Source organism: Celeribacter sp. ULVN23_4, assembly GCF_054788345.1.
This window is the reverse complement of record NZ_JBTVYO010000001.1, coordinates 486,121-509,171: the sequence shown is the minus strand read 5'-3', so window position 1 is coordinate 509,171 and position 23,051 is coordinate 486,121. Positions and strand designations below refer to the sequence as shown.

General features: G+C 58.3%; 21 protein-coding genes. 19 read left to right on the top strand and 2 right to left on the bottom strand.

Annotated elements, in window-relative coordinates:
* The first annotated feature begins 42 nt into the window (after positions 1-42).
* From rplJ to rpoC, 4 genes are all read left to right on the top strand, one after another.
* Complete coding sequence (gene rplJ / locus ACYBHZ_RS02510) at positions 43-555, top strand: 50S ribosomal protein L10 (protein ID WP_460272596.1); 513 nt, start codon at positions 43-45, stop codon at positions 553-555.
* A 72-nt stretch (positions 556-627) separates the two neighbouring features.
* The gene (rplL, locus tag ACYBHZ_RS02505) at positions 628-1,002 is read left to right on the top strand and encodes a 50S ribosomal protein L7/L12 (protein WP_460272595.1); all 375 of its coding nucleotides are present in this window, start codon (positions 628-630) and stop codon (positions 1,000-1,002) included.
* A 252-nt stretch (positions 1,003-1,254) separates the two neighbouring features.
* The gene (gene rpoB / locus ACYBHZ_RS02500; protein WP_460272594.1) at positions 1,255-5,391 is read left to right on the top strand and encodes a DNA-directed RNA polymerase subunit beta; all 4,137 of its coding nucleotides are present in this window, start codon (positions 1,255-1,257) and stop codon (positions 5,389-5,391) included.
* 55 nt (positions 5,392-5,446) lie between these two features.
* On the top strand, positions 5,447-9,691 hold the full coding sequence (rpoC, locus tag ACYBHZ_RS02495) for a DNA-directed RNA polymerase subunit beta' (RefSeq protein ID WP_460272593.1): 4,245 nt from the start codon (positions 5,447-5,449) through the stop codon (positions 9,689-9,691).
* A 121-nt stretch (positions 9,692-9,812) separates the two neighbouring features.
* Here the strand turns inward: rpoC and ACYBHZ_RS02490 are convergent, their stop codons facing one another.
* The gene (locus ACYBHZ_RS02490; RefSeq protein WP_460272592.1) at positions 9,813-10,136 is read right to left on the bottom strand and encodes a hypothetical protein; all 324 of its coding nucleotides are present in this window, start codon (positions 10,134-10,136) and stop codon (positions 9,813-9,815) included.
* Positions 10,137-10,219: 83 nt separating this feature from the next.
* On the opposite strand from ACYBHZ_RS02490, the gene ACYBHZ_RS02485 reads away from it, so the two are divergent.
* The 14 genes from ACYBHZ_RS02485 (at position 10,220) to rplP (ending at position 21,131) form a co-directional block, all read left to right on the top strand.
* On the top strand, positions 10,220-11,116 hold the full coding sequence (locus ACYBHZ_RS02485) for a DMT family transporter (protein WP_460272591.1): 897 nt from the start codon (positions 10,220-10,222) through the stop codon (positions 11,114-11,116).
* 301 nt (positions 11,117-11,417) lie between these two features.
* Positions 11,418-11,789: a 30S ribosomal protein S12 gene (gene rpsL, locus ACYBHZ_RS02480; RefSeq protein WP_008204009.1), complete on the top strand. Its 372-nt coding sequence runs from the start codon at positions 11,418-11,420 to the stop codon at positions 11,787-11,789.
* 12 nt (positions 11,790-11,801) lie between these two features.
* Positions 11,802-12,272, top strand: a complete 471-nt coding sequence (gene rpsG, locus ACYBHZ_RS02475; RefSeq protein WP_460272590.1) for a 30S ribosomal protein S7 — start codon at positions 11,802-11,804, stop codon at positions 12,270-12,272.
* A 24-nt stretch (positions 12,273-12,296) separates the two neighbouring features.
* On the top strand, positions 12,297-14,414 hold the full coding sequence (fusA, locus tag ACYBHZ_RS02470) for an elongation factor G (RefSeq protein ID WP_460272589.1): 2,118 nt from the start codon (positions 12,297-12,299) through the stop codon (positions 14,412-14,414).
* Between the two features lie 70 nt (positions 14,415-14,484).
* Positions 14,485-15,660 (top strand): elongation factor Tu, encoded by a 1,176-nt coding sequence (gene tuf, locus ACYBHZ_RS02465; RefSeq protein WP_460272588.1) that lies wholly within the window; start codon positions 14,485-14,487, stop codon positions 15,658-15,660.
* A 432-nt stretch (positions 15,661-16,092) separates the two neighbouring features.
* Entirely contained in the window at positions 16,093-16,401 is a 309-nt protein-coding gene (gene rpsJ / locus ACYBHZ_RS02460; protein WP_460272587.1) for a 30S ribosomal protein S10, read from the top strand.
* Positions 16,402-16,418: 17 nt separating this feature from the next.
* Positions 16,419-17,144, top strand: coding sequence for a 50S ribosomal protein L3 (gene rplC, locus ACYBHZ_RS02455; RefSeq protein WP_460273176.1), 726 nt, complete (start codon positions 16,419-16,421; stop codon positions 17,142-17,144).
* Positions 17,141-17,737, top strand: coding sequence for a 50S ribosomal protein L4 (gene rplD, locus ACYBHZ_RS02450; RefSeq protein ID WP_319248066.1), 597 nt, complete (start codon positions 17,141-17,143; stop codon positions 17,735-17,737). Before rplC ends, rplD begins: the two co-directional genes overlap by 4 nt.
* Positions 17,734-18,030, top strand: coding sequence for a 50S ribosomal protein L23 (locus ACYBHZ_RS02445; protein ID WP_460272586.1), 297 nt, complete (start codon positions 17,734-17,736; stop codon positions 18,028-18,030). Before rplD ends, ACYBHZ_RS02445 begins: the two co-directional genes overlap by 4 nt.
* A 457-nt stretch (positions 18,031-18,487) precedes the next feature.
* Entirely contained in the window at positions 18,488-19,327 is an 840-nt protein-coding gene (rplB, locus tag ACYBHZ_RS02440) for a 50S ribosomal protein L2 (protein ID WP_460272585.1), read from the top strand.
* A gap of 3 nt (positions 19,328-19,330) precedes the next feature.
* Positions 19,331-19,609, top strand: a complete 279-nt coding sequence (gene rpsS / locus ACYBHZ_RS02435) for a 30S ribosomal protein S19 (RefSeq protein WP_319248060.1) — start codon at positions 19,331-19,333, stop codon at positions 19,607-19,609.
* 3 nt (positions 19,610-19,612) lie between these two features.
* Positions 19,613-19,993 carry a 50S ribosomal protein L22 gene (rplV, locus tag ACYBHZ_RS02430; protein ID WP_460272584.1) on the top strand — a complete coding sequence of 127 codons (381 nt, stop codon included), beginning with the start codon at positions 19,613-19,615 and terminating at the stop codon, positions 19,991-19,993.
* Positions 19,993-20,703: a 30S ribosomal protein S3 gene (gene rpsC, locus ACYBHZ_RS02425; RefSeq protein ID WP_460272583.1), complete on the top strand. Its 711-nt coding sequence runs from the start codon at positions 19,993-19,995 to the stop codon at positions 20,701-20,703. Before rplV ends, rpsC begins: the two co-directional genes overlap by 1 nt.
* Positions 20,704-20,717: 14 nt before the next feature.
* Positions 20,718-21,131 carry a 50S ribosomal protein L16 gene (gene rplP / locus ACYBHZ_RS02420; protein ID WP_460272582.1) on the top strand — a complete coding sequence of 138 codons (414 nt, stop codon included), beginning with the start codon at positions 20,718-20,720 and terminating at the stop codon, positions 21,129-21,131.
* 153 nt (positions 21,132-21,284) lie between these two features.
* Here rplP and ACYBHZ_RS02415 read toward each other — a convergent pair whose 3' ends face one another.
* A complete protein-coding gene (locus ACYBHZ_RS02415; RefSeq protein ID WP_460272581.1) occupies positions 21,285-22,085 on the bottom strand; it encodes a transglutaminase family protein in 801 nt (266 codons plus the stop codon).
* Positions 22,086-22,282: 197 nt separating this feature from the next.
* Between ACYBHZ_RS02415 and ACYBHZ_RS02410 the strand changes: the two genes are divergently transcribed.
* Positions 22,283-23,047, top strand: coding sequence for an ion transporter (locus ACYBHZ_RS02410; protein ID WP_460272580.1), 765 nt, complete (start codon positions 22,283-22,285; stop codon positions 23,045-23,047).
* The last annotated feature ends 4 nt before the right edge of the window (positions 23,048-23,051 follow it).

Here is a 23,051-nt window from a genome sequence, read left to right as displayed (position 1 = left end):
TTGAGCCGGGAGGGGTGACCCTCCCATACTTGGAGTAAAACTGTGGATAGAGCACAAAAAGAAAAGGTGATCGAGGAACTCGGTCAGATCTTTGAAAGCTCTGGCGTGGTCGTCGTTGCACACTACGCAGGTCTTACGGTTGCTGAAATGCAGGACCTGCGCGCGAAAATGCGTGATGCAGGTGGTGCAGTTCGCGTTGCCAAGAACCGGCTCGCCAAAATCGCCCTTGAAGGAACGCCGAACGAACCGATCAGCGATCTTCTCAATGGCATGACTGTTCTCGCCTATTCCGAGGACCCTGTCGCAGCTGCGAAAGTGGTCGTCGATTACGCCAAAGACAACGAGAAACTGCAGATTCTCGGCGGCGCAATGGGTGGTGAAGGTCTTGACACCGACGGTGTGACCCGTGTGTCCAAAATGCCCTCGCGCGAAGAGCTTCTGGCTCAGATCGCAAGCTGCATTGGCGCACCGGCTTCCAACATCGCCGGCGCAATTGGCGCACCCGCTTCGAACATCGCGGGCATCCTTTCCACCATCGAGGAAAAGGCTGCCTGAGCATCCTAATGAACCTGCGTGGGCTGCATAAGCACCATGTTGGAACACACTTAAACGAACGGAAACAGTACAATGGCTGATCTGAAGAAACTTGCAGAAGAGATCGTTGGTCTCACCCTTCTCGAAGCTCAAGAGCTGAAAGAAATCCTCAAAGACGAATACGGCATCGAGCCCGCTGCTGGCGGCGCTGTGATGGTTGCTGGCCCGGCTGGCGACGCTGGTGCGGCTGCTGAAGAGAAGACCGAATTTGACGTCGTTCTCAAAGACGCTGGCGCTTCCAAAATCAACGTCATCAAAGAAGTCCGCGGCATCACCGGCCTGGGCCTCAAAGAAGCCAAAGAGCTCGTTGAAGCTGGCGGCAAAATCAAAGAAGGCGTCGACAAAGCTGAAGCCGAAGAAGTCAAGTCCAAGCTGGAAGCAGCTGGCGCGACCGTCGAGCTGGCCTAATCGCCGCTGGCCCTCGGGCCACGAAAATCATGAGCTGGACCCGAGATTTCTCGGGTCCAGCTTAACCTGTCTTAGAAAGGGCCTTTGCGTCATTGTCGCAGAAAGGGCTTTTTCTCAGGAGAGGTTCAGTGATCGGGAGCCCCCTTTGGGTCGGGGGCAGGAATAGATCGAACCCCTCTGTTTCGTCAGGGCACAGTCTCCGGCACCCAACGGTGATTGTCGCTTGCGAAAATTCGAAAGGTTTAGACGCTTATGGCATCGTCCTTCCTCGGCCAGAAACGGCTCCGCCGCTCTTACGGCAAAATCCGTGAAGTCCTAGAAATGCCGAACCTCATCGAGGTTCAGAAATCTTCTTACGAACTCTTCCTGAAATCCGGTGACGCCACCGAGCCGCTCGACGGCGAAGGTATCAAAGGTGTGTTCCAGTCGGTCTTCCCGATCAAGGATTTCAACGAGACCTCCGTGCTCGAATTCGTGCGCTACGAGCTTGAAGCGCCGAAGTACGACGTCGAAGAGTGCATGCAGCGCGACATGACCTACAGCGCTCCGCTGAAAGTCACGCTCCGCCTCATCGTGTTCGATGTGGACGAAGACACGGGCGCGAAATCCGTCAAAGACATCAAAGAACAAGACGTGTTCATGGGCGATATGCCCTTGATGACGCCGAACGGCACCTTTGTCGTGAACGGCACCGAGCGCGTGATCGTGTCCCAGATGCACCGTTCGCCGGGTGTGTTCTTTGACCACGACAAAGGCAAAACCCACTCCTCTGGTAAGCTGCTCTTCGCTTGCCGGATCATTCCGTACCGTGGCTCCTGGCTCGATTTCGAATTCGACGCCAAGGACATCGTCTATGCCCGTATCGACCGTCGCCGCAAACTGCCGGTGACCACGCTGCTCTACGCGCTGGGTCTCGATCAGGAAGGCATCTGTGACGCCTATTACAACACCGTCGACTTCAAGCTCGAAAAGAACAAAGGTTGGGTGACCAAGTTCTTCCCCGAGCGTGTCCGCGGCACGCGCCCGTCTTATGACCTCGTGGACGCAGCCACCGGTGAAGTGATCTGCAAAGCTGGCGACAAGATGACACCGCGCGCGGTGAAGAAGATCATCGACGAAGGGTCCATCACCGAGCTTCTCGTGCCGTTCGATCACATCGTGGGCAAGTTCGTCGCGAAAGACATCATCAACGAAGAAAACGGTGCGATCTATGTTGAGGCTGGCGATGAGCTGACCCTCGAAATGGATAAAGATGGCGACGTCATCGGCGGCTCCCTCAAGGAGCTTCTGGATGCTGGCATCACCGACATTCCGGTTCTCGACATCGATGGCGTGAACGTCGGCCCGTACATCCGTAACACGATGGAAGCCGACAAGAACATGAACCGCGAAACCGCGCTCATGGACATCTACCGCGTCATGCGTCCGGGTGAACCGCCGACCGTTGAAGCCGCTTCGACCCTGTTCGATAGCCTGTTCTTCGACAGCGAGCGCTACGACCTCTCCGCCGTGGGCCGCGTGAAAATGAACATGCGTCTCGATCTGGATGCGCCGGACACCCAGCGTACCCTGCGTCGTGACGACATCATTTCCTGTATCAAAGGTCTCGTGGAGCTGCGTGACGGCCATGGCGACGTGGACGACATCGACCACCTCGGCAACCGTCGTGTGCGTTCCGTTGGCGAGCTGATGGAAAACCAATACCGCGTCGGCCTTCTGCGTATGGAACGTGCGATCAAAGAGCGGATGTCCTCCGTCGAGATCGACACGGTTATGCCGCAGGATCTGATCAACGCGAAACCGGCCGCCGCCGCAGTGCGCGAATTCTTCGGCTCCTCGCAGCTGTCGCAGTTCATGGACCAAACCAACCCGCTCTCCGAAGTGACGCACAAGCGTCGTCTTTCGGCGCTTGGGCCGGGCGGTCTGACCCGTGAACGTGCGGGCTTTGAGGTCCGCGACGTTCACGTGACCCACTACGGTCGTATGTGCCCGATTGAAACGCCGGAAGGTCCGAACATCGGTCTGATCAACTCGCTGGCCACTTTCGCCCGCGTGAACAAATACGGCTTCATCGAAACCCCGTACCGCAAGGTGATTGAGGGTCAGGTGACGGATGATGTTCAATACATGTCCGCGACCGAAGAGATGCGTCACACCGTGGCTCAGGCCAACGCCGATCTCGATGAAGAGGGTCGTTTCACCAATGACCTCGTGTCCACCCGTCAGTCCGGTGAACACGCGCTGAACCCGCCGCTCAATGTCGACCTGATCGACGTGTCGCCGAAACAGCTGGTCTCCGTCGGTGCCTCGCTCATCCCGTTCTTGGAGAACGACGACGCCAACCGCGCACTTATGGGCGCGAACATGCAACGTCAGGCCGTGCCGCTTCTGCGCGCCGAGGCGCCGCTCGTCGGCACCGGGATGGAAGGCAAAGTCGCAATCGACTCCGGCGCTGCTATTCAGGCGAAACGTGCCGGTATCATCGACCAGGTTGACGCAACCCGTATCGTGATCCGCGCAACGTCCGACCTTGAACTCGGCGACGCTGGCGTGGACATCTATCGTCTGCGCAAATTCCAGCGTTCGAACCAGAACACCTGCATCAACCAGCGTCCGCTGGTGAACGTGGGGCAACGGGTCGAGAAGGGCGAAGTGATTGCTGATGGTCCGTCCACAGATATGGGTGAACTGGCGCTCGGTAAGAACATCATCGTCGCCTTCATGCCGTGGAACGGTTACAACTACGAAGACTCCATCCTGATCTCCGAGCGCATTGCGCGTGACGACGTCTTTACCTCGGTTCACATCGAGGAATTCGAAGTCGCCGCTCGCGACACGAAGCTCGGGCCGGAAGAGATCACCCGCGACATCCCGAACGTCGGTGAGGAAGCTCTGCGCAACCTTGACGAAGCCGGTATCGTCTACATTGGTGCTCACGTTGAGCCGGGCGACATCCTCGTCGGTAAGATCACACCGAAGGGCGAAAGCCCGATGACGCCGGAAGAAAAACTTCTCCGCGCCATCTTCGGTGAGAAAGCTTCCGACGTACGCGACACCTCGCTGCGCGTGAAACCGGGTGACTTCGGGACCGTTGTGGAAGTTCGCGTCTTCAACCGTCATGGCGTTGAGAAAGACGAGCGTTCGCTGCAAATCGAACGTGAGGAAATCGAACGTCTGGCCCGTGACCGCGACGACGAGATGACCATTCTGGACCGCAACATTTATGCGCGTCTGAAAGACCTGATCATGGGCAAAGTCATCGCCAAAGGCCCGAAAGGCGTCAAAACCGGCGTGACCGTGGACGAAGACCTGCTCGGCCAACTGAGCAAAGGTCAATGGTGGCAGCTGGCGCTCGAAGACGAGGACGATGCCACCATCGTCGAGGCTCTGAACGCTCAGTACGAGGCTCAGAAACGTGCGCTTGAGCACCGTTTCGAGGACAAGGTCGAGAAAGTCCGTCGTGGCGACGACCTGCCGCCGGGCGTGATGAAAATGGTCAAAGTCTTCATCGCCGTGAAGCGCAAGCTTCAGCCGGGCGACAAGATGGCCGGTCGTCACGGGAACAAAGGTGTGGTGTCGCGCGTCGTTCCGATGGAAGACATGCCGTTCCTCGCCGATGGTACCCCCGTCGACTTCTGTCTCAACCCGCTCGGCGTGCCGTCGCGGATGAACGTCGGTCAGATTCTCGAAATTCACATGGGTTGGGCCGCACGCGGTCTCGGGATTCAGGTGGATGACGCGCTGTCTGAATACCGTCGTTCTGGCGACATGACCCCGGTCCGCGATGCGATGAAATTCGTCTATGGCGAAGAAGTCTTCGAAGAAGGCATCGCTGGCATGGACGACGATCTTCTCATCGAAGCTGCGTCGAACATCGTCAACGGTGTGCCGATCGCGACCCCGGTCTTCGACGGTGCGAAAGAGGCCGACATCAACGACGCTCTGCGCCGTGCCGGTTTCGACACCTCCGGTCAGTCCGTCCTGTTCGACGGTCGTACCGGTGAGCAGTTCGCTCGTAAGGTGACGGTTGGTAAGAAGTACATGCTGAAACTTCACCACCTCGTCGACGACAAAATCCACGCGCGTTCGACCGGGCCGTACTCCCTCGTCACCCAGCAGCCGCTCGGTGGTAAGGCGCAGTTCGGTGGTCAGCGTTTCGGGGAGATGGAAGTCTGGGCTCTCGAAGCGTATGGCGCCGCCTACACGCTGCAAGAGATGCTCACCGTCAAATCGGATGACGTGGCCGGTCGTGCCAAGGTCTACGAGTCGATCGTCAAGGGCGAAGACAACTTTGAAGCCGGCGTGCCGGAATCCTTCAACGTGCTTGTCAAAGAAGTCCGCGGCCTCGGCCTCAACATGGAACTCCTGGACTCGGAGGGTGAGGAGTAAGGGCTCCGGCCCTTACCCTCCCTCCCTTTCCGAGACAATCTGAGGAACTCACAAGATGAACCAGGAACTCACAACCAACCCGTTCAACCCGCTGGCACAGCCGTCGACGTTTGACGAGATCAAGGTCTCCCTCGCGTCCCCGGAACGTATCCTGTCGTGGTCCTACGGTGAGATCAAAAAGCCCGAGACCATCAACTACCGGACTTTCAAGCCGGAGCGTGACGGTCTGTTCTGTGCGCGGATCTTTGGTCCGATCAAAGACTACGAATGTCTCTGCGGCAAATATAAGCGCATGAAATATCGCGGCGTTGTCTGCGAAAAATGTGGTGTTGAAGTCACCCTCCAGAAAGTGCGTCGCGAGCGCATGGGCCACATCGAACTGGCCGCTCCTGTCGCGCACATCTGGTTCCTGAAATCGCTGCCGAGCCGGATCGGCCTCATGCTCGACATGACGCTGCGCGATCTGGAACGCGTGCTGTATTTCGAAAACTACGTGGTGATCGAGCCGGGTCTGACGGACCTCTCCTATGGTCAGATGATGACCGAAGAAGAGTACATGGACGCGCAAGACCTCTACGGTATGGACGCATTCGAGGCCGACATCGGTGCCGAAGCGATCCGTAAGATGCTCTCCAACATCGATCTGGAGGCCACCGCAGAACAGCTGCGTGAAGACCTCAAGGAAGCGACGGGCGAGCTGAAGCCGAAGAAAATCATCAAACGTCTGAAAATCGTCGAGTCCTTCCTCGAATCCGGCAACCGTCCGGAATGGATGATCATGACCGTGATCCCGGTGATCCCGCCTGAGCTGCGCCCTCTGGTGCCGCTGGACGGTGGCCGTTTCGCGACCTCTGACCTCAACGATCTCTATCGCCGCGTGATCAACCGGAACAACCGTCTGAAACGCCTGATCGAGCTGCGAGCGCCGGACATCATCGTCCGCAACGAAAAGCGGATGCTGCAAGAATCCGTCGATGCTCTGTTCGACAACGGCCGTCGTGGCCGCGTCATCACCGGTGCGAACAAACGCCCGCTGAAGTCGCTCTCCGACATGCTGAAAGGGAAACAGGGTCGTTTCCGTCAGAACCTTTTGGGTAAACGCGTCGACTTCTCCGGTCGTTCGGTCATCGTGACCGGTCCGGAGCTGAAGCTGCACCAATGTGGTCTGCCGAAGAAGATGGCGCTCGAACTGTTCAAGCCGTTCATCTACTCGCGTCTTGAAGCTAAAGGTCTGTCTTCGACCGTGAAACAGGCGAAGAAGCTGGTTGAAAAAGAACGTCCGGAAGTTTGGGACATCCTCGATGAGGTGATCCGCGAACACCCGGTGTTCCTCAACCGCGCTCCGACGCTTCACCGTCTCGGCATCCAAGCGTTCGAACCCACGCTGATCGAAGGTAAAGCGATCCAGCTGCACCCGCTCGTGTGTTCGGCCTTTAACGCCGACTTCGACGGGGACCAGATGGCTGTTCACGTGCCGCTGTCGCTCGAAGCTCAGCTCGAAGCCCGCGTCCTGATGATGTCCACGAACAACGTGCTGTCGCCCGCCAACGGCGCGCCGATCATCGTGCCGTCGCAGGATATGATCCTCGGCCTTTATTACATCACCATGCAGCGTGATGGCATGAAGGGCGAAGGCATGGTCTTCTCCGACATCGAAGAAGTCGAATACGCCCTGACCGCCGGCGAAGTGCACCTGCACGCCAAAATCACCGCGCGGATCAAGCAGATCGACGAGCATGGTCAGGAAGTTTGGGAACGTCACGAAACGACCCCGGGTCGTCTGCGTCTCGGTACCCTGCTGCCGCTGAACGCAAAAGCGCCGTTCTCTCTCGTGAACCGCCTTCTGCGGAAGAAAGACGTGCAGCGCGTCATCGACACCGTCTACCGTTACTGCGGTCAGAAAGAGTCGGTGATCTTCTGTGACCAGATCATGTCCCTCGGCTTCAAAGAAGCGTTCAAAGCCGGTATTTCCTTCGGCAAGGACGACATGGTGATCCCGGACAACAAGTGGACCATCGTCGATGGCACCCGCGATCAGGTGAAAGACTTTGAACAACAGTACATGGACGGCCTGATCACTCAGGGCGAGAAGTACAACAAAGTCGTCGACGCCTGGGCCAAATGTAACGACAAAGTCACCGAGGCGATGATGAACACCATCTCCGCGCCGAAGTACGACGAGGCCGGTGCCGAACAGGAACCGAACTCGGTTTACATGATGGCTCACTCCGGTGCGCGTGGTTCCGTGACGCAGATGAAACAGCTGGGCGGTATGCGCGGCCTGATGGCGAAACCTTCGGGCGAGATTATCGAAACGCCGATTATCTCGAACTTTAAAGAAGGTCTGTCGGTGCTCGAGTACTTCAACTCGACCCACGGTGCGCGGAAAGGTCTGTCGGATACGGCGCTTAAAACGGCGAACTCCGGTTACCTGACCCGTCGTCTTGTTGACGTGGCACAGGACTGCATCGTGCGTGAAGTCGATTGTGGCACCGATCGTGCGGTGACGGCGGAAGCCGCTGTCAACGACGGTGAGGTCGTGGCAACGCTGGCAGAGCGTATCCTTGGCCGTGTGTCCGCCGATGACGTTCTGCGTCCGGGCACCGATGAGGTGCTCGTGTCCAAGAACGAGCTGATCGACGAACGCAAAGCCGACGCCATCGAGGCGGCAGGTGTTGCGTCCATGCGCATCCGCAGCCCGCTGACCTGTGAGGCCGAAGAGGGCGTCTGTGCGGCATGTTATGGTCGTGACCTTGCGCGCGGCACCATGGTGAACCAAGGTGAAGCCGTCGGCATCATCGCGGCTCAGTCCATCGGTGAACCGGGCACGCAGCTGACGATGCGGACCTTCCACATCGGCGGCGTTGCTCAGGGTGGTCAACAGTCCTTCCAGGAAGCCAACCAGGAAGGCAAAATCGAGTTCCGTGATGCGAACCTGCTTGAGAACAAGCACGGCGAGCAGATCGTCATGGGCCGCAACATGAAACTTGCGATCGTTGACGAGAACGGTGTGGAGCGTGCCTCCTACAAGCTCGGCTACGGCACCAAGGTCTTTGTCACCGACGGTCAGACCATCGGTCGTGGCGAGAAACTGTTCGAATGGGACCCGTACACTCTGCCGATCATCGCGGAGAAAACCGGTAAAGCGAAATTCGTCGACCTCATCTCGGGCCTCTCGGTCCGCGACGTGACCGACGATGCGACCGGCATGACCCAGAAGATCGTGTCCGACTGGCGCTCTGTGCCGCGCGGCGGCGATCTGAAACCGGAGATCATGATCCTCGACGAAGACGGCGAAGTGATGCGCAACGAAGCGGGCAACCCGGTGAAATACCTGATGTCTGTGGACGCCATTCTCTCCATCGAGGACGGTCAGGACATTCAGGCTGGTGACGTTGTTGCGCGTATCCCGCGTGAAGGTGCGAAAACCAAGGACATCACCGGTGGTCTGCCGCGTGTGGCCGAACTGTTCGAAGCCCGTCGCCCGAAAGACCACGCGATCATCGCCGAAATCGATGGTTACGTGCGCTTCGGCAAGGACTACAAGAACAAGCGCCGCATCTCGATCGAACCGTCGGATGAGACCAAGGAAGCCGTTGAATACATGGTGCCGAAAGGCAAGCACATCCCGGTGGCTGAAGGCGACTTCATCCAGAAGGGTGAGTACATCATGGACGGTAACCCGGCTCCGCACGACATTCTCGCCATCATGGGCGTCGAGGCTCTCGCCGACTACATGATCAACGAGGTGCAGGAGGTCTATCGTCTGCAAGGCGTGAAGATCAACGATAAGCACATCGAAGTCATCGTGCGTCAGATGCTGCAGAAATGGGAAATCCTCGACTCCGGGGACACCACTCTGCTCAAAGGCGAAGCGGTCGATAAGGTCGAGTTCGACGAAGCCAACGCGAAAGCGGAAAGCAAAGGCGGACGTTCTGCAAAAGGTCAGCCGATCCTTCTCGGGATCACCAAGGCCTCGCTGCAAACGCGCTCCTTCATCTCCGCAGCGTCCTTCCAAGAGACCACCCGTGTTCTCACCGAGGCGTCCGTTCAGGGCAAACGCGACAAGCTTGTCGGCCTCAAAGAGAACATCATCGTGGGTCGCCTGATCCCGGCCGGTACCGGTGGCGCCACCCAGCGCGTCCGCCGCATTGCCGCCGAGCGCGACAACGTGGTGATCGAGGAAGCCCGTGCAGAGGCAGAAGCCGCTGCACAACTCGCGGCCCCGGTCATGGATGTGATGGGCGACGAGGCGGAAGACACGCTCTTCGTCGATACCCCGGAAAGCTCCGACGAGTAATTCGACCGGATAGAAATGCGAAAGGCCCTGCGGAAACGCAGGGCCTTTTGTTTTGTTAATCTGTCCGGCTCATTGGGATGGGGCCGGGCAGGCGGGTTAGCTCGTAGAGAACCGAGCCACCTCATCGCGATCCTTGCCCGCCATCCCCAAAGCAGCACCAGTGCACGCCAATCGCATGGGGCTCTTTCATGTTGAATTGCGCCAGAAGCGCATCAAGCGATCCGTCGCCGACATGCACGACGAGAAATTCATCCACGTCAATGTTGAACACCCAATCCGCAGCTCGGATGCGGGGGTGCTCGGACATGAGTTTGAGCGTGTAGGAAACAGCCGTAATGACACCCGCAGTGTCCAAGGCTTGCAGCAACTCCGGCGTATGGTCGTGACGACGAGACGCTCGCCCATTTCTGTTCATCTGTCCCTGAACCTCCGGTTCACGATGCATGGCCCTGCCTGAGGGGTAAGCCGACACATGCCCTCTTCCCAGATCCCCCGCGCGATGATAGCGGGGATGGGAAAGGACGCCCTATGATGACGATGCTCTCACGCTTGCCGGACAATACCCGTGGTGCCGTGCTCATGTCGCTCTCCATGGCGGCCTTCACCACCAATGACAGCTTCATGAAGGGCGTGCTCATCGAAGTGCCGCTGTTCCAAGCGCTGTTCCTGCGGGCGGTGCTGAACCTTGCGATGCTCTACCTGGTGCTGACGCCGATTATCGGGCCGGTGCGGTTTGACCTGTCGCGCCGTGATTGGGGGCTGGTCTTGCTGCGCTCCCTCGCGGAAGTCGGGGCTGCGATGTGTTTCCTGACGGCGCTCAAACATGTGCCGCTGGCGAATGCGACGGCGATCATGCAGACCTTGCCGCTGTCCATTACCATCGCGGGGTGGCTGTTGTTTCGTGATCCTTTGGGCTGGCGGCGACTTGTTGCGATTTTCATCGGGTTCTTCGGCGTGCTGATGATCGTGCAACCGGGGACGGAGGGCTTTAGCGCCTATGGCCTTTGGGCAGTCGCAGCGATGATGTGTGTTACCCTGCGCGATATCATTGTGCGCAAGATGCATGAAAGCGTACCCAATTCGACGGTGACCTTCGGCGCTGTTGTGGCGGTGGGTATTGTAACAGGGCTGTTGTCGCTTGGGATCGACTGGGTGCCGATGACGCTCAAGACCTCGGTGCAACTTTTCGGGTCTGCAGCCTGTGTGCTTGCAGGTTATGTGCTCTCGGTGGCCGTGATGCGTGTGGGGGAGATGTCCTTTATCTCGCCGTTCCGCTACACCGCACTGATCTGGGCGCTGGTGATCGGGCTGTTCGCCTTTGGAGAATGGCCGAATCTGCTTGCTCTTGCCGGGGCCGGGACCATTGCGGCCACGGGGATTTACACCGTGCTGCGCGAGGCGCGCCTGAAACGTCGCAGGGCCTGAGTGCGAAAGCCGCACCAGAGGGGCGAGACGGCCCGCAACTGTTGACAAGCTGATCGACTCTACCTATACCGCGCTCCATCCGGCTCAGGGGACGTCCCTGTCTTGCCGTATCTCAAATCGTAGTGATCAAGATGTCGGCCACTTTGAGGCCTTCATCCTCTGGGAACTCACCGCGTCGTTCGCCTCGGAATGGGAACGATTGCGGGTTTTCGTGTTATGCGGACGCGTGTGACACAGCAACATCGTAATCGCCCCGGTGAAAGCCGAGGTTCACACAAATCTAGGAACGGGAAAGAGCCCTATGCCGACGATTCAGCAGCTGATCCGCAAGCCGCGTCAGCCCAAACGTAAGGTTTCCAAGTCGCAGCACTTGGAACAATGCCCCCAGAAGCGTGGCGTTTGCACGCGCGTCTACACCACCACCCCGAAGAAACCGAACTCCGCTATGCGTAAGGTTGCGAAGGTTCGCCTGACCAACGGTTTCGAGGTCATCTCTTACATCCCCGGTGAAAGCCACAACCTTCAGGAACACTCTGTGGTTCTGATCCGCGGCGGCCGTGTAAAAGACCTTCCGGGTGTCCGTTACCACATCCTCCGCGGTGTGCTGGATACCCAAGGTGTGAAAGATCGTAAGCAACGTCGTTCCAAATACGGCGCGAAGCGTCCGAAGTAAGGAGATCATAGAATGTCTCGTCGTCACGCCGCTGAGAAGCGCGAAGTCCTGCCCGACGCCAAGTATGGCGATCGCGTGCTGACCAAATTCATGAACAACCTGATGATCGACGGCAAAAAGTCGGTCGCAGAGAAAATCGTCTACAACGCGCTGGATCGCGTTGAGTCGAAACTCAAAAAAGCTCCGGTGGAAGTGTTCCACGAAGCCCTCGACAACGTGAAACCGGCTGTCGAAGTTCGTTCCCGCCGCGTCGGTGGTGCCACCTATCAGGTGCCCGTCGAAGTGCGTACCGAGCGCCGCGAAGCTCTCGCCATCCGTTGGCTGATCAACGCTTCCCGTGCTCGTAACGAGAACACCATGGAAGAACGTCTTGCCGGTGAGCTGCTCGACGCGGTAAATGGCCGTGGCGCTGCTGTGAAAAAGCGCGAAGACACCCACAAAATGGCCGACGCGAACAAAGCGTTCAGCCATTACCGCTGGTAATCAAACCCGAAGGACACGAGCCCCATGGCACGCGAATATCCCCTCGACCGATACCGCAACTTTGGTATCATGGCGCACATCGATGCAGGTAAAACCACCTGTTCCGAGCGCATCCTCTTCTACACCGGTAAATCCCACAACATCGGTGAGGTGCACGACGGTGCAGCCACCATGGACTGGATGGAGCAGGAGCAGGAACGTGGCATCACGATCACGTCCGCTGCAACGACCACGTTCTGGGAACGTACTGAAGATGGTGAGACCGCTGACACGCCGAAGCACCGTCTGAACATCATCGACACTCCCGGTCACGTGGACTTCACCATCGAGGTGGAACGTTCGCTCGCCGTTCTCGACGGCGCCGTTGCTGTTCTCGACGCCAACGCTGGTGTTGAGCCGCAAACCGAAACCGTGTGGCGTCAGGCTGACCGCTACAAGGTTCCGCGTATCGTTTTCGTCAACAAAATGGACAAAATCGGTGCTGACTTCTTCAACTGCGTTCGCATGATTGAAGACCGCACCGGTTCCCGTGCTGTTCCGGTCGGTATCCCGATCGGCGCCGAGAACGAGCTCGAAGGCCTCGTCGACCTGGTGACCATGAAAGAATGGCTGTGGCAGGGTGAAGACCTTGGTGCGTCCTGGATCCAGACCGACATCCGTGACTCCCTCAAGGACATGGCTGACGAATGGCGCGGCAAGATGGTCGAAGCGGCCGTCGAGCAAGACGACGACGCCATGATGGAATACCTCGAAGGCAACGAGCCTGACGTTCCGACCCTGCGCGCTCTTCTGCGCAAAGGTACTCTGGGTCTTCACTTCGTTCCGGTTCTGGGTGGTTCCGCGTTCAAAAACAAAGGTGTTCAGCCGCTGCTCAATGCTGTGATCGACTACCTGCCGAGCCCGCTCGACGTTGTCGATTACATGGGCTTTAAACCGGGTGACGAAACCGAAGAGCGTAACATCGCCCGCCGTGCGGACGACGACATGCCCTTCTCCGGCCTCGCGTTCAAAATCATGAACGACCCGTTCGTGGGTTCGCTGACCTTCACCCGGATCTACTCCGGCGTGATGAACAAAGGCGATACGGTTCTCAACTCCACCAAAGGTAAGAAAGAGCGCATCGGTCGTATGATGATGATGCACTCCAACAACCGTGAGGAGATCGAAGAAGCGTTCGCTGGCGACATCATCGCTCTGGCCGGTCTGAAAGACACCACCACGGGTGACACGCTCTGCGACGTCAAAGCTCCGGTGGTTCTCGAAACCATGACCTTCCCGGATCCGGTGATCGAGATCGCGGTTGAGCCGAAAACCAAAGGCGACCAAGAGAAAATGTCTCAAGGTCTCGCCCGTCTGGCAGCCGAAGACCCGTCCTTCCGCGTCGAAACCGACCTCGAGTCCGGTCAGACCATCATGAAGGGCATGGGCGAACTTCACCTCGACATTCTCGTCGATCGTCTGAAGCGCGAATTCAAGGTTGAAGCCAACATCGGTGCACCGCAGGTGGCTTATCGTGAGACCATTTCTCACGAGGTCGAGCACACCTACACCCACAAGAAACAGTCGGGTGGTTCGGGTCAGTTCGCTGAGGTCAAACTCATCATCACCCCGACAGAGCCGGGCGAAGGTTACTCCTTCGAATCCCGTATCGTTGGTGGTGCTGTTCCGAAGGAATACATCCCGGGTGTCGAAAAAGGCATCAACTCGGTGATGGACTCCGGTCCGCTCGCGGGCTTCCCGGTGATCGACTTCAAAGTCGCGCTCATCGACGGTAAGTTCCACGATGTTGACTCCTCCGTCCTCGCCTTCGAAATCGCTTCCCGTATGTGTATGCGTGAAGGGATGAAGAAAGCCGGCGCGAAACTGCTCGAGCCGATGATGAAAGTCGAAGTGATCACCCCGGAAGAATACACCGGTGGTATCATTGGCGACCTCACCTCCCGTCGTGGTCAGGTGACCGGTCAGGAACCGCGTGGCGTCGCCGTGGCGATCAACGCGTTCGTGCCGCTCGCCAACATGTTCGGCTACATCAACACCCTGCGCTCCATGTCCTCGGGCCGCGCGCAGTTCACGATGCAGTTCGACCACTACGAACCGGTGCCGAGCAACATCTCGGAAGAAATCCAGGCGAAATACGCGTAAGCGTCGCCTCAGCCCAACACTTGGGGATCGGGTGCTCCGATCCCCGGACTGAATTACACAGGAGGCCATAATGGCTAAGGAAAAGTTTGAGCGTTCCAAACCGCACGTGAACATCGGTACGATCGGTCACGTCGACCACGGTAAAACCACTCTGACGGCAGCGATCACCAAATACTTTGGTGACTTCAAAGCCTACGACCAGATTGACGGCGCGCCGGAAGAGAAAGCTCGCGGTATCACGATCTCGACGGCACACGTTGAGTACGAGACCGAGAACCGTCACTACGCCCACGTTGACTGCCCCGGTCACGCTGACTACGTGAAAAACATGATCACCGGTGCGGCGCAGATGGACGGCGGTATCCTGGTTGTGAACGCGGCTGACGGCCCGATGCCGCAGACCCGTGAGCACATCCTGCTCGCCCGTCAGGTTGGCGTTCCGGCTCTGGTCGTGTTCCTGAACAAAGTTGATCAGGTTGACGACGAAGAGCTTCTCGAACTCGTCGAAATGGAAGTTCGCGAACTTCTGTCCGAATACGACTTCCCGGGCGACGATATTCCGATCATCGCAGGTTCGGCTCTGGCCGCTATGGAAGGCCGCGATCCGGAAATCGGCGAGAACAAGATCAAAGAACTGATGGCCGCTGTTGACGCGTACATCCCGGAACCCGAGCGTGCGATCGACCAGCCGTTCCTGATGCCGATCGAAGACGTGTTCTCGATCTCCGGCCGTGGTACGGTTGTGACCGGCCGTGTGGAACGTGGTGTGATCAACGTGGGCGACGAGATCGAAATCGTTGGCATCACCGACACCAAGAAAACCACCTGTACCGGTGTTGAAATGTTCCGCAAGCTGCTTGATCGCGGTGAAGCTGGCGACAACATCGGCGCGCTGCTGCGCGGTGTGGACCGTGACGGCGTTGAGCGTGGTCAGGTTCTGTGTAAGCCGGGCTCTGTGAACCCGCACACCAAATTCGAGGCTGAGGTCTACATCCTCACCAAAGAAGAAGGTGGCCGTCACACGCCGTTCTTCGCGAACTACCGTCCGCAGTTCTACTTCCGCACCACCGACGTGACCGGGACCTGCATCCTGCCGGAAGGCACCGAGATGGTGATGCCGGGCGACAACCTGAAGCTCTCCGCTGAGCTGATCGCTCCGATCGCCATGGAAGAAGGCCTCCGCTTCGCGATCCGCGAAGGCGGCCGCACCGTTGGTTCGGGCGTTGTGTCCAAGATCCTTGCTTAAGCCTAATTCGCTTTAGCGAATGGTTGAAAAAGGGAAGGCTCCGCTTCGGCGGGGCCTTTTCTTTTGCAAAGGCGTGATCAGGTCGATGCAGCCAAGCGACGGTGCAAGCGTCGGGTGGCAGTTGGCTTTGCTTGCAAAGGCAATGAGAACCCGAGGCCGACGCGCTGATCTGAGAATAGGAAGGGCTTCCGACGGGAGAGGCTTTTTTGTAGAGGCGAAAAAATACAGAAATCCCCATGAATAATGGAAAAAAATGTATTTTCTGTTGCTTTGATATGCGCGCTCTTGTATTGGGCGCGAGTTCTCTGCCCAGAGAACGCATGAAGAGGGATTCGCTCTGGACCAGAGTTCCCGCTTCATAAGGTTCGACGAGGGTGCCCGATGAGCGGGCGTCTTCCTCTCAACCTCAATAAGCCTAAGAAAGGCAATGCTATGCAAGGCCAGAACATCCGTATTCGGCTGAAGGCATTTGATTTCCGCGTGCTCGATGCGTCGACCCAGGAAATCGTCAACACGGCGAAGCGCACCGGCGCTCAAGTCCGTGGCCCGATCCCGCTGCCGAACAAGATTGAGAAGTTCACGGTTCTCCGTGGTCCTCACGTTGACAAAAAATCCCGCGATCAGTTCGAGATCCGCACGCACAAGCGTCTTCTCGACATCGTTGATCCGACCCCCCAGACCGTGGACGCGCTGATGAAGCTCGACCTCGCCGCTGGCGTGGATGTCGAGATCAAAGTTTAAGGAGGGCAATAGAGATGTTGCGCTCTGGCGTTATCGCGAAAAAGGTCGGCATGACCCGCCTTTTCATGGAAGACGGCAAACAGATCCCTGTCACCGTTCTCCAACTCGACAATCTGCAAGTGGTTGCACAGCGCACCACCGAGAAAGACGGCTACACCGCCGTTCAGCTCGGCGCTGGCTCCGCAAAAGCAAAACGCACCTCGCAAGCCATGCGCGGTCACTTCGCGGCGGCCAATGTCGCTCCGAAGCGCAAAGTGGCTGAGTTCCGCGTGGACGAAGACAAGCTGATCGAAGTGGGCGCGGAAATCTCCGCTGACCACTACCTCGAAGGTCAGTTCGTTGACGTTTCCGGCACCTCCATCGGTAAAGGTTTTGCCGGTGCCATGAAACGCCACAACTTCGGCGGTCTGCGCGCCTCCCACGGTGTGTCCATCTCCCACCGTTCCCACGGTTCCACCGGTCAGTGTCAAGACCCGGGCCGCGTGTTCAAAGGGAAAAAGATGGCCGGTCACATGGGTGCTGCCCGTGTCACCACCCAAAACCTCCAAGTCGTTCGCACCGACGCCGACCGTGGCCTGATCATGGTCAAAGGCGCCGTTCCGGGCTCCAAAGGCGGTTGGGTCACCATCAAAGACGCCGTGAAGAAAGCAGCTCCGGCTGATCTTCCGCTCCCGGCTGCTCTGAAATCCGCTGCCGCTGAGGCTCCCGTTGCCGAAGCTCCCGCAGAAGGAGGTGAAGCATGACTTTTAACGTGATCAAACTGGACCTCGACGAGGCTCTCTTCGGTCTCGAACCGCGTGCGGACATCCTGCACCGTGTTGTGCGCTGGCAGCGTAACAACGCGCAGCAGGGCACCCACAAGGTCAAGACCCGCTCGGAAGTGTCCTACTCCACCAAAAAGATCTATCGCCAAAAAGGCACCGGCGGCGCTCGTCACGGTTCCCGCAAGGCACCGATCTTCCGCAAAGGTGGTATCTACAAAGGCCCGACCCCGCGTTCCCACGGCCACGATCTTACGAAGAAATTCCGTAAGCTCGGCCTGAAGCACGCGCTGTCCGCGAAAGCGGCCTCCGGTAACCTCGTGATTATCGAAGACGCCAAACTCGCCGAAGCCAAAACCGCTCTGCTCGCCAAAGCGGTCAAGGAACAGGGCTGGAAACGCGTTCTGGTGATCGACGGTGCTGACGTTGATGCGAACTTCAAGGCTGCGGCTGCGAACCTCGCTGGCGTCGACGTGCTGCCGACCATTGGCGCCAACGTCTATGACATCCTGAAACGTGACACGCTCGTGATCACGAAAGCAGGTGTCGAAGCTCTGGAGGCTCGCCTGAAATGACCAACAAAGCTGAACTCTACGACGTGATCCGCAAGCCGATCATCACCGAGAAAGCCACCCTGGCTTCTGAAAACGGTGCTGTTGTTTTTGAAGTCGCCATCGACTCCAACAAACCGCAGATCAAAAAAGCTATCGAAGAGCTTTTTGGTGTGAAGGTGAAAGCGGTCAACACGGTTGTCACCAAAGGTAAGACCAAGCGTTTCCGCGGTCAGCCGGGCAAGCGTAAAGACGTCAAAAAAGCCTATGTGACGCTCGAAGAGGGTAACTCGATCGACGTGTCCACCGGTCTGTAAGCACCCGCTTACGTCGGAAGAAATGAAGAAGCCCCTCGGTGAGAGCCGGGGGGCTTTTTGTGCGAGCCATCTCCTGTGCGCAACCGCGCGGAATCAAGGCGTAGCCGCCGCGCGAGCGCCTGCCCGTCCCAGAGGGCTGGCGCTTTTGCCATCTTCGTGCAACACTTAGATCATGGAGTAGCTTGGCTGGGATAAAGTGCGCCGATCAGAACATAATGCGCCACCCCACGGGCAGGCGCTCGCGCTCAAATCCCACCCAGAGTGGATTATTTCCACTCCGCACTAGACTCCCACCCCAACACCCACTATACCCCGCCCATCTCACGGCCCCGGATTCGTTCTTGGGGCCCGTGATTTGTGTGGGACGAGGACCGTAAGGACCCCGGCCTTAGACGAAAACGGGTCGTAGCCAAGCTGGCTACATGAGATGACCCAAAGCAAACGGAAGACAGAAACTATGGCACTCAAGTCGTATAAACCGACGACGCCTGGCCAGCGTGGGCTGGTTCTGATCGACCGTTCGGAGCTTTGGAAAGGGCGCCCGGTCAAATCTCTCACCGAGGGTTTGACCAAGAATGGCGGCCGGAACAACACCGGACGGATCACGATGCGCCGCAAAGGCGGCGGGGCAAAGCGTCTCTATCGCATCGTTGACTTCAAACGCACCAAGTTTGACGTCACTGCAACCGTGGAACGGATCGAATATGACCCGAACCGCACCGCGTTTATCGCGCTCATCAAATACGAAGACGGCGAACAGGCTTACATCCTGGCTCCGCAGCGTCTGGCTGTTGGCGACAAAGTTATCGCTTCTGCCAAGGCTGACGTGAAGCCGGGCAACGCTATGCCGTTCTCCGGTCTGCCGATCGGTACCATCGTGCACAACGTCGAGCTGAAACCGGGCAAAGGCGGCCAGATCGCCCGCGCTGCAGGCACCTACGCTCAGTTCGTTGGTCGTGACGGTGGCTACGCACAGATCCGCCTTTCTTCCGGCGAGCTGCGTCTCGTCCGTCAGGAATGCATGTGCACCGTTGGCGCCGTGTCGAACCCCGACAACTCCAACCAGAACATCGGTAAGGCCGGTCGTAACCGCCATAAAGGCATTCGTCCGTCTGTCCGCGGTGTTGTCATGAACCCGATCGACCACCCGCACGGTGGTGGTGAAGGTCGTACCTCTGGTGGTCGTCACCCGGTGACCCCGTGGGGCAAACCGACCAAAGGCGCGAAAACGCGTAAAAACAAAGGCACGGACAAGCTTATCATTCGTTCGCGTCACGCCAAGAAGAAGGGTCGCTAAGATATGGCACGTTCTGTCTGGAAAGGCCCGTTTGTGGACGCTTACGTCCTCAAGAAGGCTGAAAAAGCTCGCGAGAGCGGTCGCAACGAGGTCATCAAGATCTGGTCCCGCCGTTCCACCATCCTGCCTCAGTTCGTTGGTCTGACGTTCGGCGTCTACAACGGCAAGAAGCACATCCCCGTCAACGTCTCGGAAGACATGATCGGTCAGAAGTTCGGTGAATACGCACCGACTCGCACCTATTACGGTCACGCCGCTGACAAAAAAGCGAAACGGAAATAAGTCATGGGTAAGGTAGCAAATCCCCGTCGCGTGGCTGACAATGAAGCAATGGCAAAAACCAAAATGCTTCGCGTTTCCCCGCAAAAACTGAACCTCGTGGCTCAGATGATCCGCGGCAAGAAAGTCGACAAGGCCCTCACCGACCTGACTTTCTCCAACAAGCGTATCGCAATCGACGTGAAGAAATGCCTTCAGTCCGCGATCGCCAACGCCGAGAACAACCACGGCCTCGACGTCGATGAGCTCATCGTCGCTGAAGCATGGGTTGGCAAAAACCTCACCATGAAACGCGGTCGCCCGCGTGCCCGTGGTCGTTTTGGCAAGATCATGAAGCCGTTCGCGGAAATCACCATCAAGGTGCGTCAAGTTGAGGAGCAAAACTAATGGGTCATAAGGTTAACCCGATTGGCATGCGTCTCCAGGTCAACCGCACCTGGGATAGCCGCTGGTACGCTGACACGAAAGATTACGGCGATCTTCTTCTCGAAGACCTGAAAATCCGTGATTTCATCAAGGAAGAATGCAAGCAGGCTGGTGTGTCGCGCGTCATCATCGAGCGCCCGCACAAAAAATGCCGTGTGACCATTCACACCGCTCGTCCGGGCGTGATCATCGGCAAAAAAGGTGCGGACATCGAGACGCTCCGCAAAAAAGTTGCCGCGATGACCGACTCCGAGCTGCACCTCAACATCGTTGAAGTGCGCAAGCCCGAGCTGGACGCGCAACTGGTTGCCGAGTCCATCGCTCAGCAGCTCGAGCGCCGTGTGTCCTTCCGTCGCGCTATGAAACGCTCCGTGCAAAACGCGATGCGCATGGGTGCCCTCGGCATCCGCGTCAACGTTGCCGGTCGTCTCGGCGGTGCTGAAATCGCTCGTACCGAATGGTACCGCGAAGGCCGCGTGCCGCTTCACACCCTGCGTGCGGACATCGACTACGCACACGCTGAAGCGTCGACTGCCTACGGCATCATCGGCATCAAAACCTGGATCTTCAAAGGCGAGATCATGGAACACGACCCGCAGGCTCGTGACCGTCGCGCCGAAGAAGCCCAAGCCGGTCCGGCACCTCGCGGTGACCGCGGCGGCCGTCGCTAAGGAGGGTCTGATCAATGCTTCAGCCTAAGCGTACAAAATTCCGCAAAATGCACAAAGGCCGGATTCACGGCGAGGCAAAAGGCGGTTCCGATCTGAGCTTCGGCACCTTCGGCCTCAAAGCTGTCGAGCCTGAGCGCATCACCGCACGTCAGATCGAAGCTGCCCGTCGTGCCATGACGCGTCACATGAAGCGTCAGGGTCGCGTATGGATCCGCATCTTCCCGGACACCCCGGTGACCGCGAAACCCGTCGAAGTTCGTATGGGTAAAGGTAAAGGCTCCGTGGACCGTTGGGTCTGCAAAGTCAAACCGGGTCGGATGATGTTCGAACTGGACGGCGTGTCGGAAGACGTTGCTCGCGAAGCTCTGCGCCTCGCTGCGATGAAACTCCCGATCAAAACCCGTACGGTTGTGAAGGAAGACTGGTAAGAGGTCGAAAACGCGCATGCGTTTTCTGACCAGTGTGCGGCAGTTGCTTTTCACAGAAAAGCAATGAGAGCACACCCCGGTTGAGAATAGAGAAATCCCCGCTGAGAAATCGGCGGGGTTTTTTCATGTCATAGGAGATGCTGGTCGCGGGGATCACCCAGCCTCGATCTCCAGCTTGAACGTCAGCTCAGACGTCACCCCATCGCCCCAAAACCCACCCTCTAGTGGCATGGTGCCGGCCTGATCCGGCGCGGCGGAGAGGGCGACGTGGCCGTCGGACACGGCAATCCCGTGGGTCGGGTCAAAGCCCTTCCATCCCACGCCGGGCAAATAGACTTCCGGCCAGGCATGGAGATGGCGCTTTCCATCTACGCTTTCCGCCTTGGCCTGATAGCCTGACACAAAACGGGCGGGCATGCCGAGGCTGCGACAAGCCGAGATGAACAGCACGGCGAGATCACGGCAGGCCCCGCTGGCGCTTGCCAGCGTTTCCCCGGCAGATTGCGCATAGCCCACCGGGCGGATGTGGCGCCGGGTGCGGGCATAGAGGTCTTCGGTCAGGCGGTAGAGAAAGGGCAGGGGCGCGCCGCTTTCTGAGAGACGTCGCCGCGCAAAGGCGCTCACGCTCTCCTCTTCGCCTGTTCCGAGATAGGGTTCCATGCGCTGGAAGCTCCACGGCAAGAGCGGCAAGTCAGAGGCCTCGGGTGGTGGGCGCGTGTCGCAGCAGAAGCGGCTGATGATCCGTAGCTCATCGGTGGGCGTGTTAAAGCTCAGGCGCGTGACGGGGGTGCCAAAATCAGAGAGATGATCTTCGCGGGCGGATGGCTCTGGCGTGACCTCGTAGCGATGATCATGCAGCAGCACGTTATAGGGCCGGAGGCGCAGGGTTTGGTCGCCCAAACGGACGTGAGAAGAATACCGATACAGGGTTTCGTGGCGCACGGAGAAACGCATGGGGGCCTCCTGTTTCGAAGAGGCCATGCCGCATCTGCAAAATCAAGTGGCTATGGTGTCGCTGTCTTCAATTCCCTCGCGCCCAACGGAAAGCCGAGCGCTTTCTTTGCTGCATATGCAAAGAGTGGCGGGCAGGGGGTGGAACAGCGCAGGGGGGCTTCCTATCTCTAGGCACAAAGAGACCGATAGAGGCCCAAATGCGCGCACAGATTTCCGACCTACTCGACCGTCCCATCGTCCGAAATGTGATCATGGGGGTGATCCTGTTCAACGCGGTCATTCTCGGGTTCGAAACCTCGGACCGGATCATGGCGCGGGCCGGTGCGCTGATCGAGACACTCGACATGATCTGTCTCAGCATCTTCGTGGTGGAACTGGTTGCCAAAATCTACGCACGGGGGCTGCGGTTCTTCCGCAATGGCTGGAACCTCTTTGACTTCGCCATCGTCGGAATTTCCCTGTCGCCGGTCGGGGCCGGGCTGTCGGTGCTCCGGGCGTTGCGCATCCTGCGTTTGCTGCGGGTTGTGTCGGTGCTGCCGAGCCTGCGGCGGGTGGTCGAGGCCTTTATCATGGCGCTGCCGGGCATGGCCTCTGTATTCCTGCTCACCGGGATCATCTTTTACATCGGCTCGGTGATCGCGACGAAACTCTATGGCCCGACCTTCCCGGAATGGTTCGGGACGCTCGGCAGCTCGCTCTACACGCTGTTTCAGGTCATGACGCTGGAGAGCTGGTCGATGGGCGTCGTGCGCCCGGTGATGGAGGTGCATCCGCAGGCCTGGCTCTTCTTTGTGCCGTTTATCCTGATCACGGCTTTTGCTGTGATGAACCTTGTTGTCGGTCTCATCGTCTCGACGATGCAGGACGCCCATGCCGAAGAAGAACACGCCGCCACGGACAGTTACCGAGACGACGTGCTTGGACGTTTGGAACGCATTGAGCGGGCTTTGGATCGGCGCTGAGGGC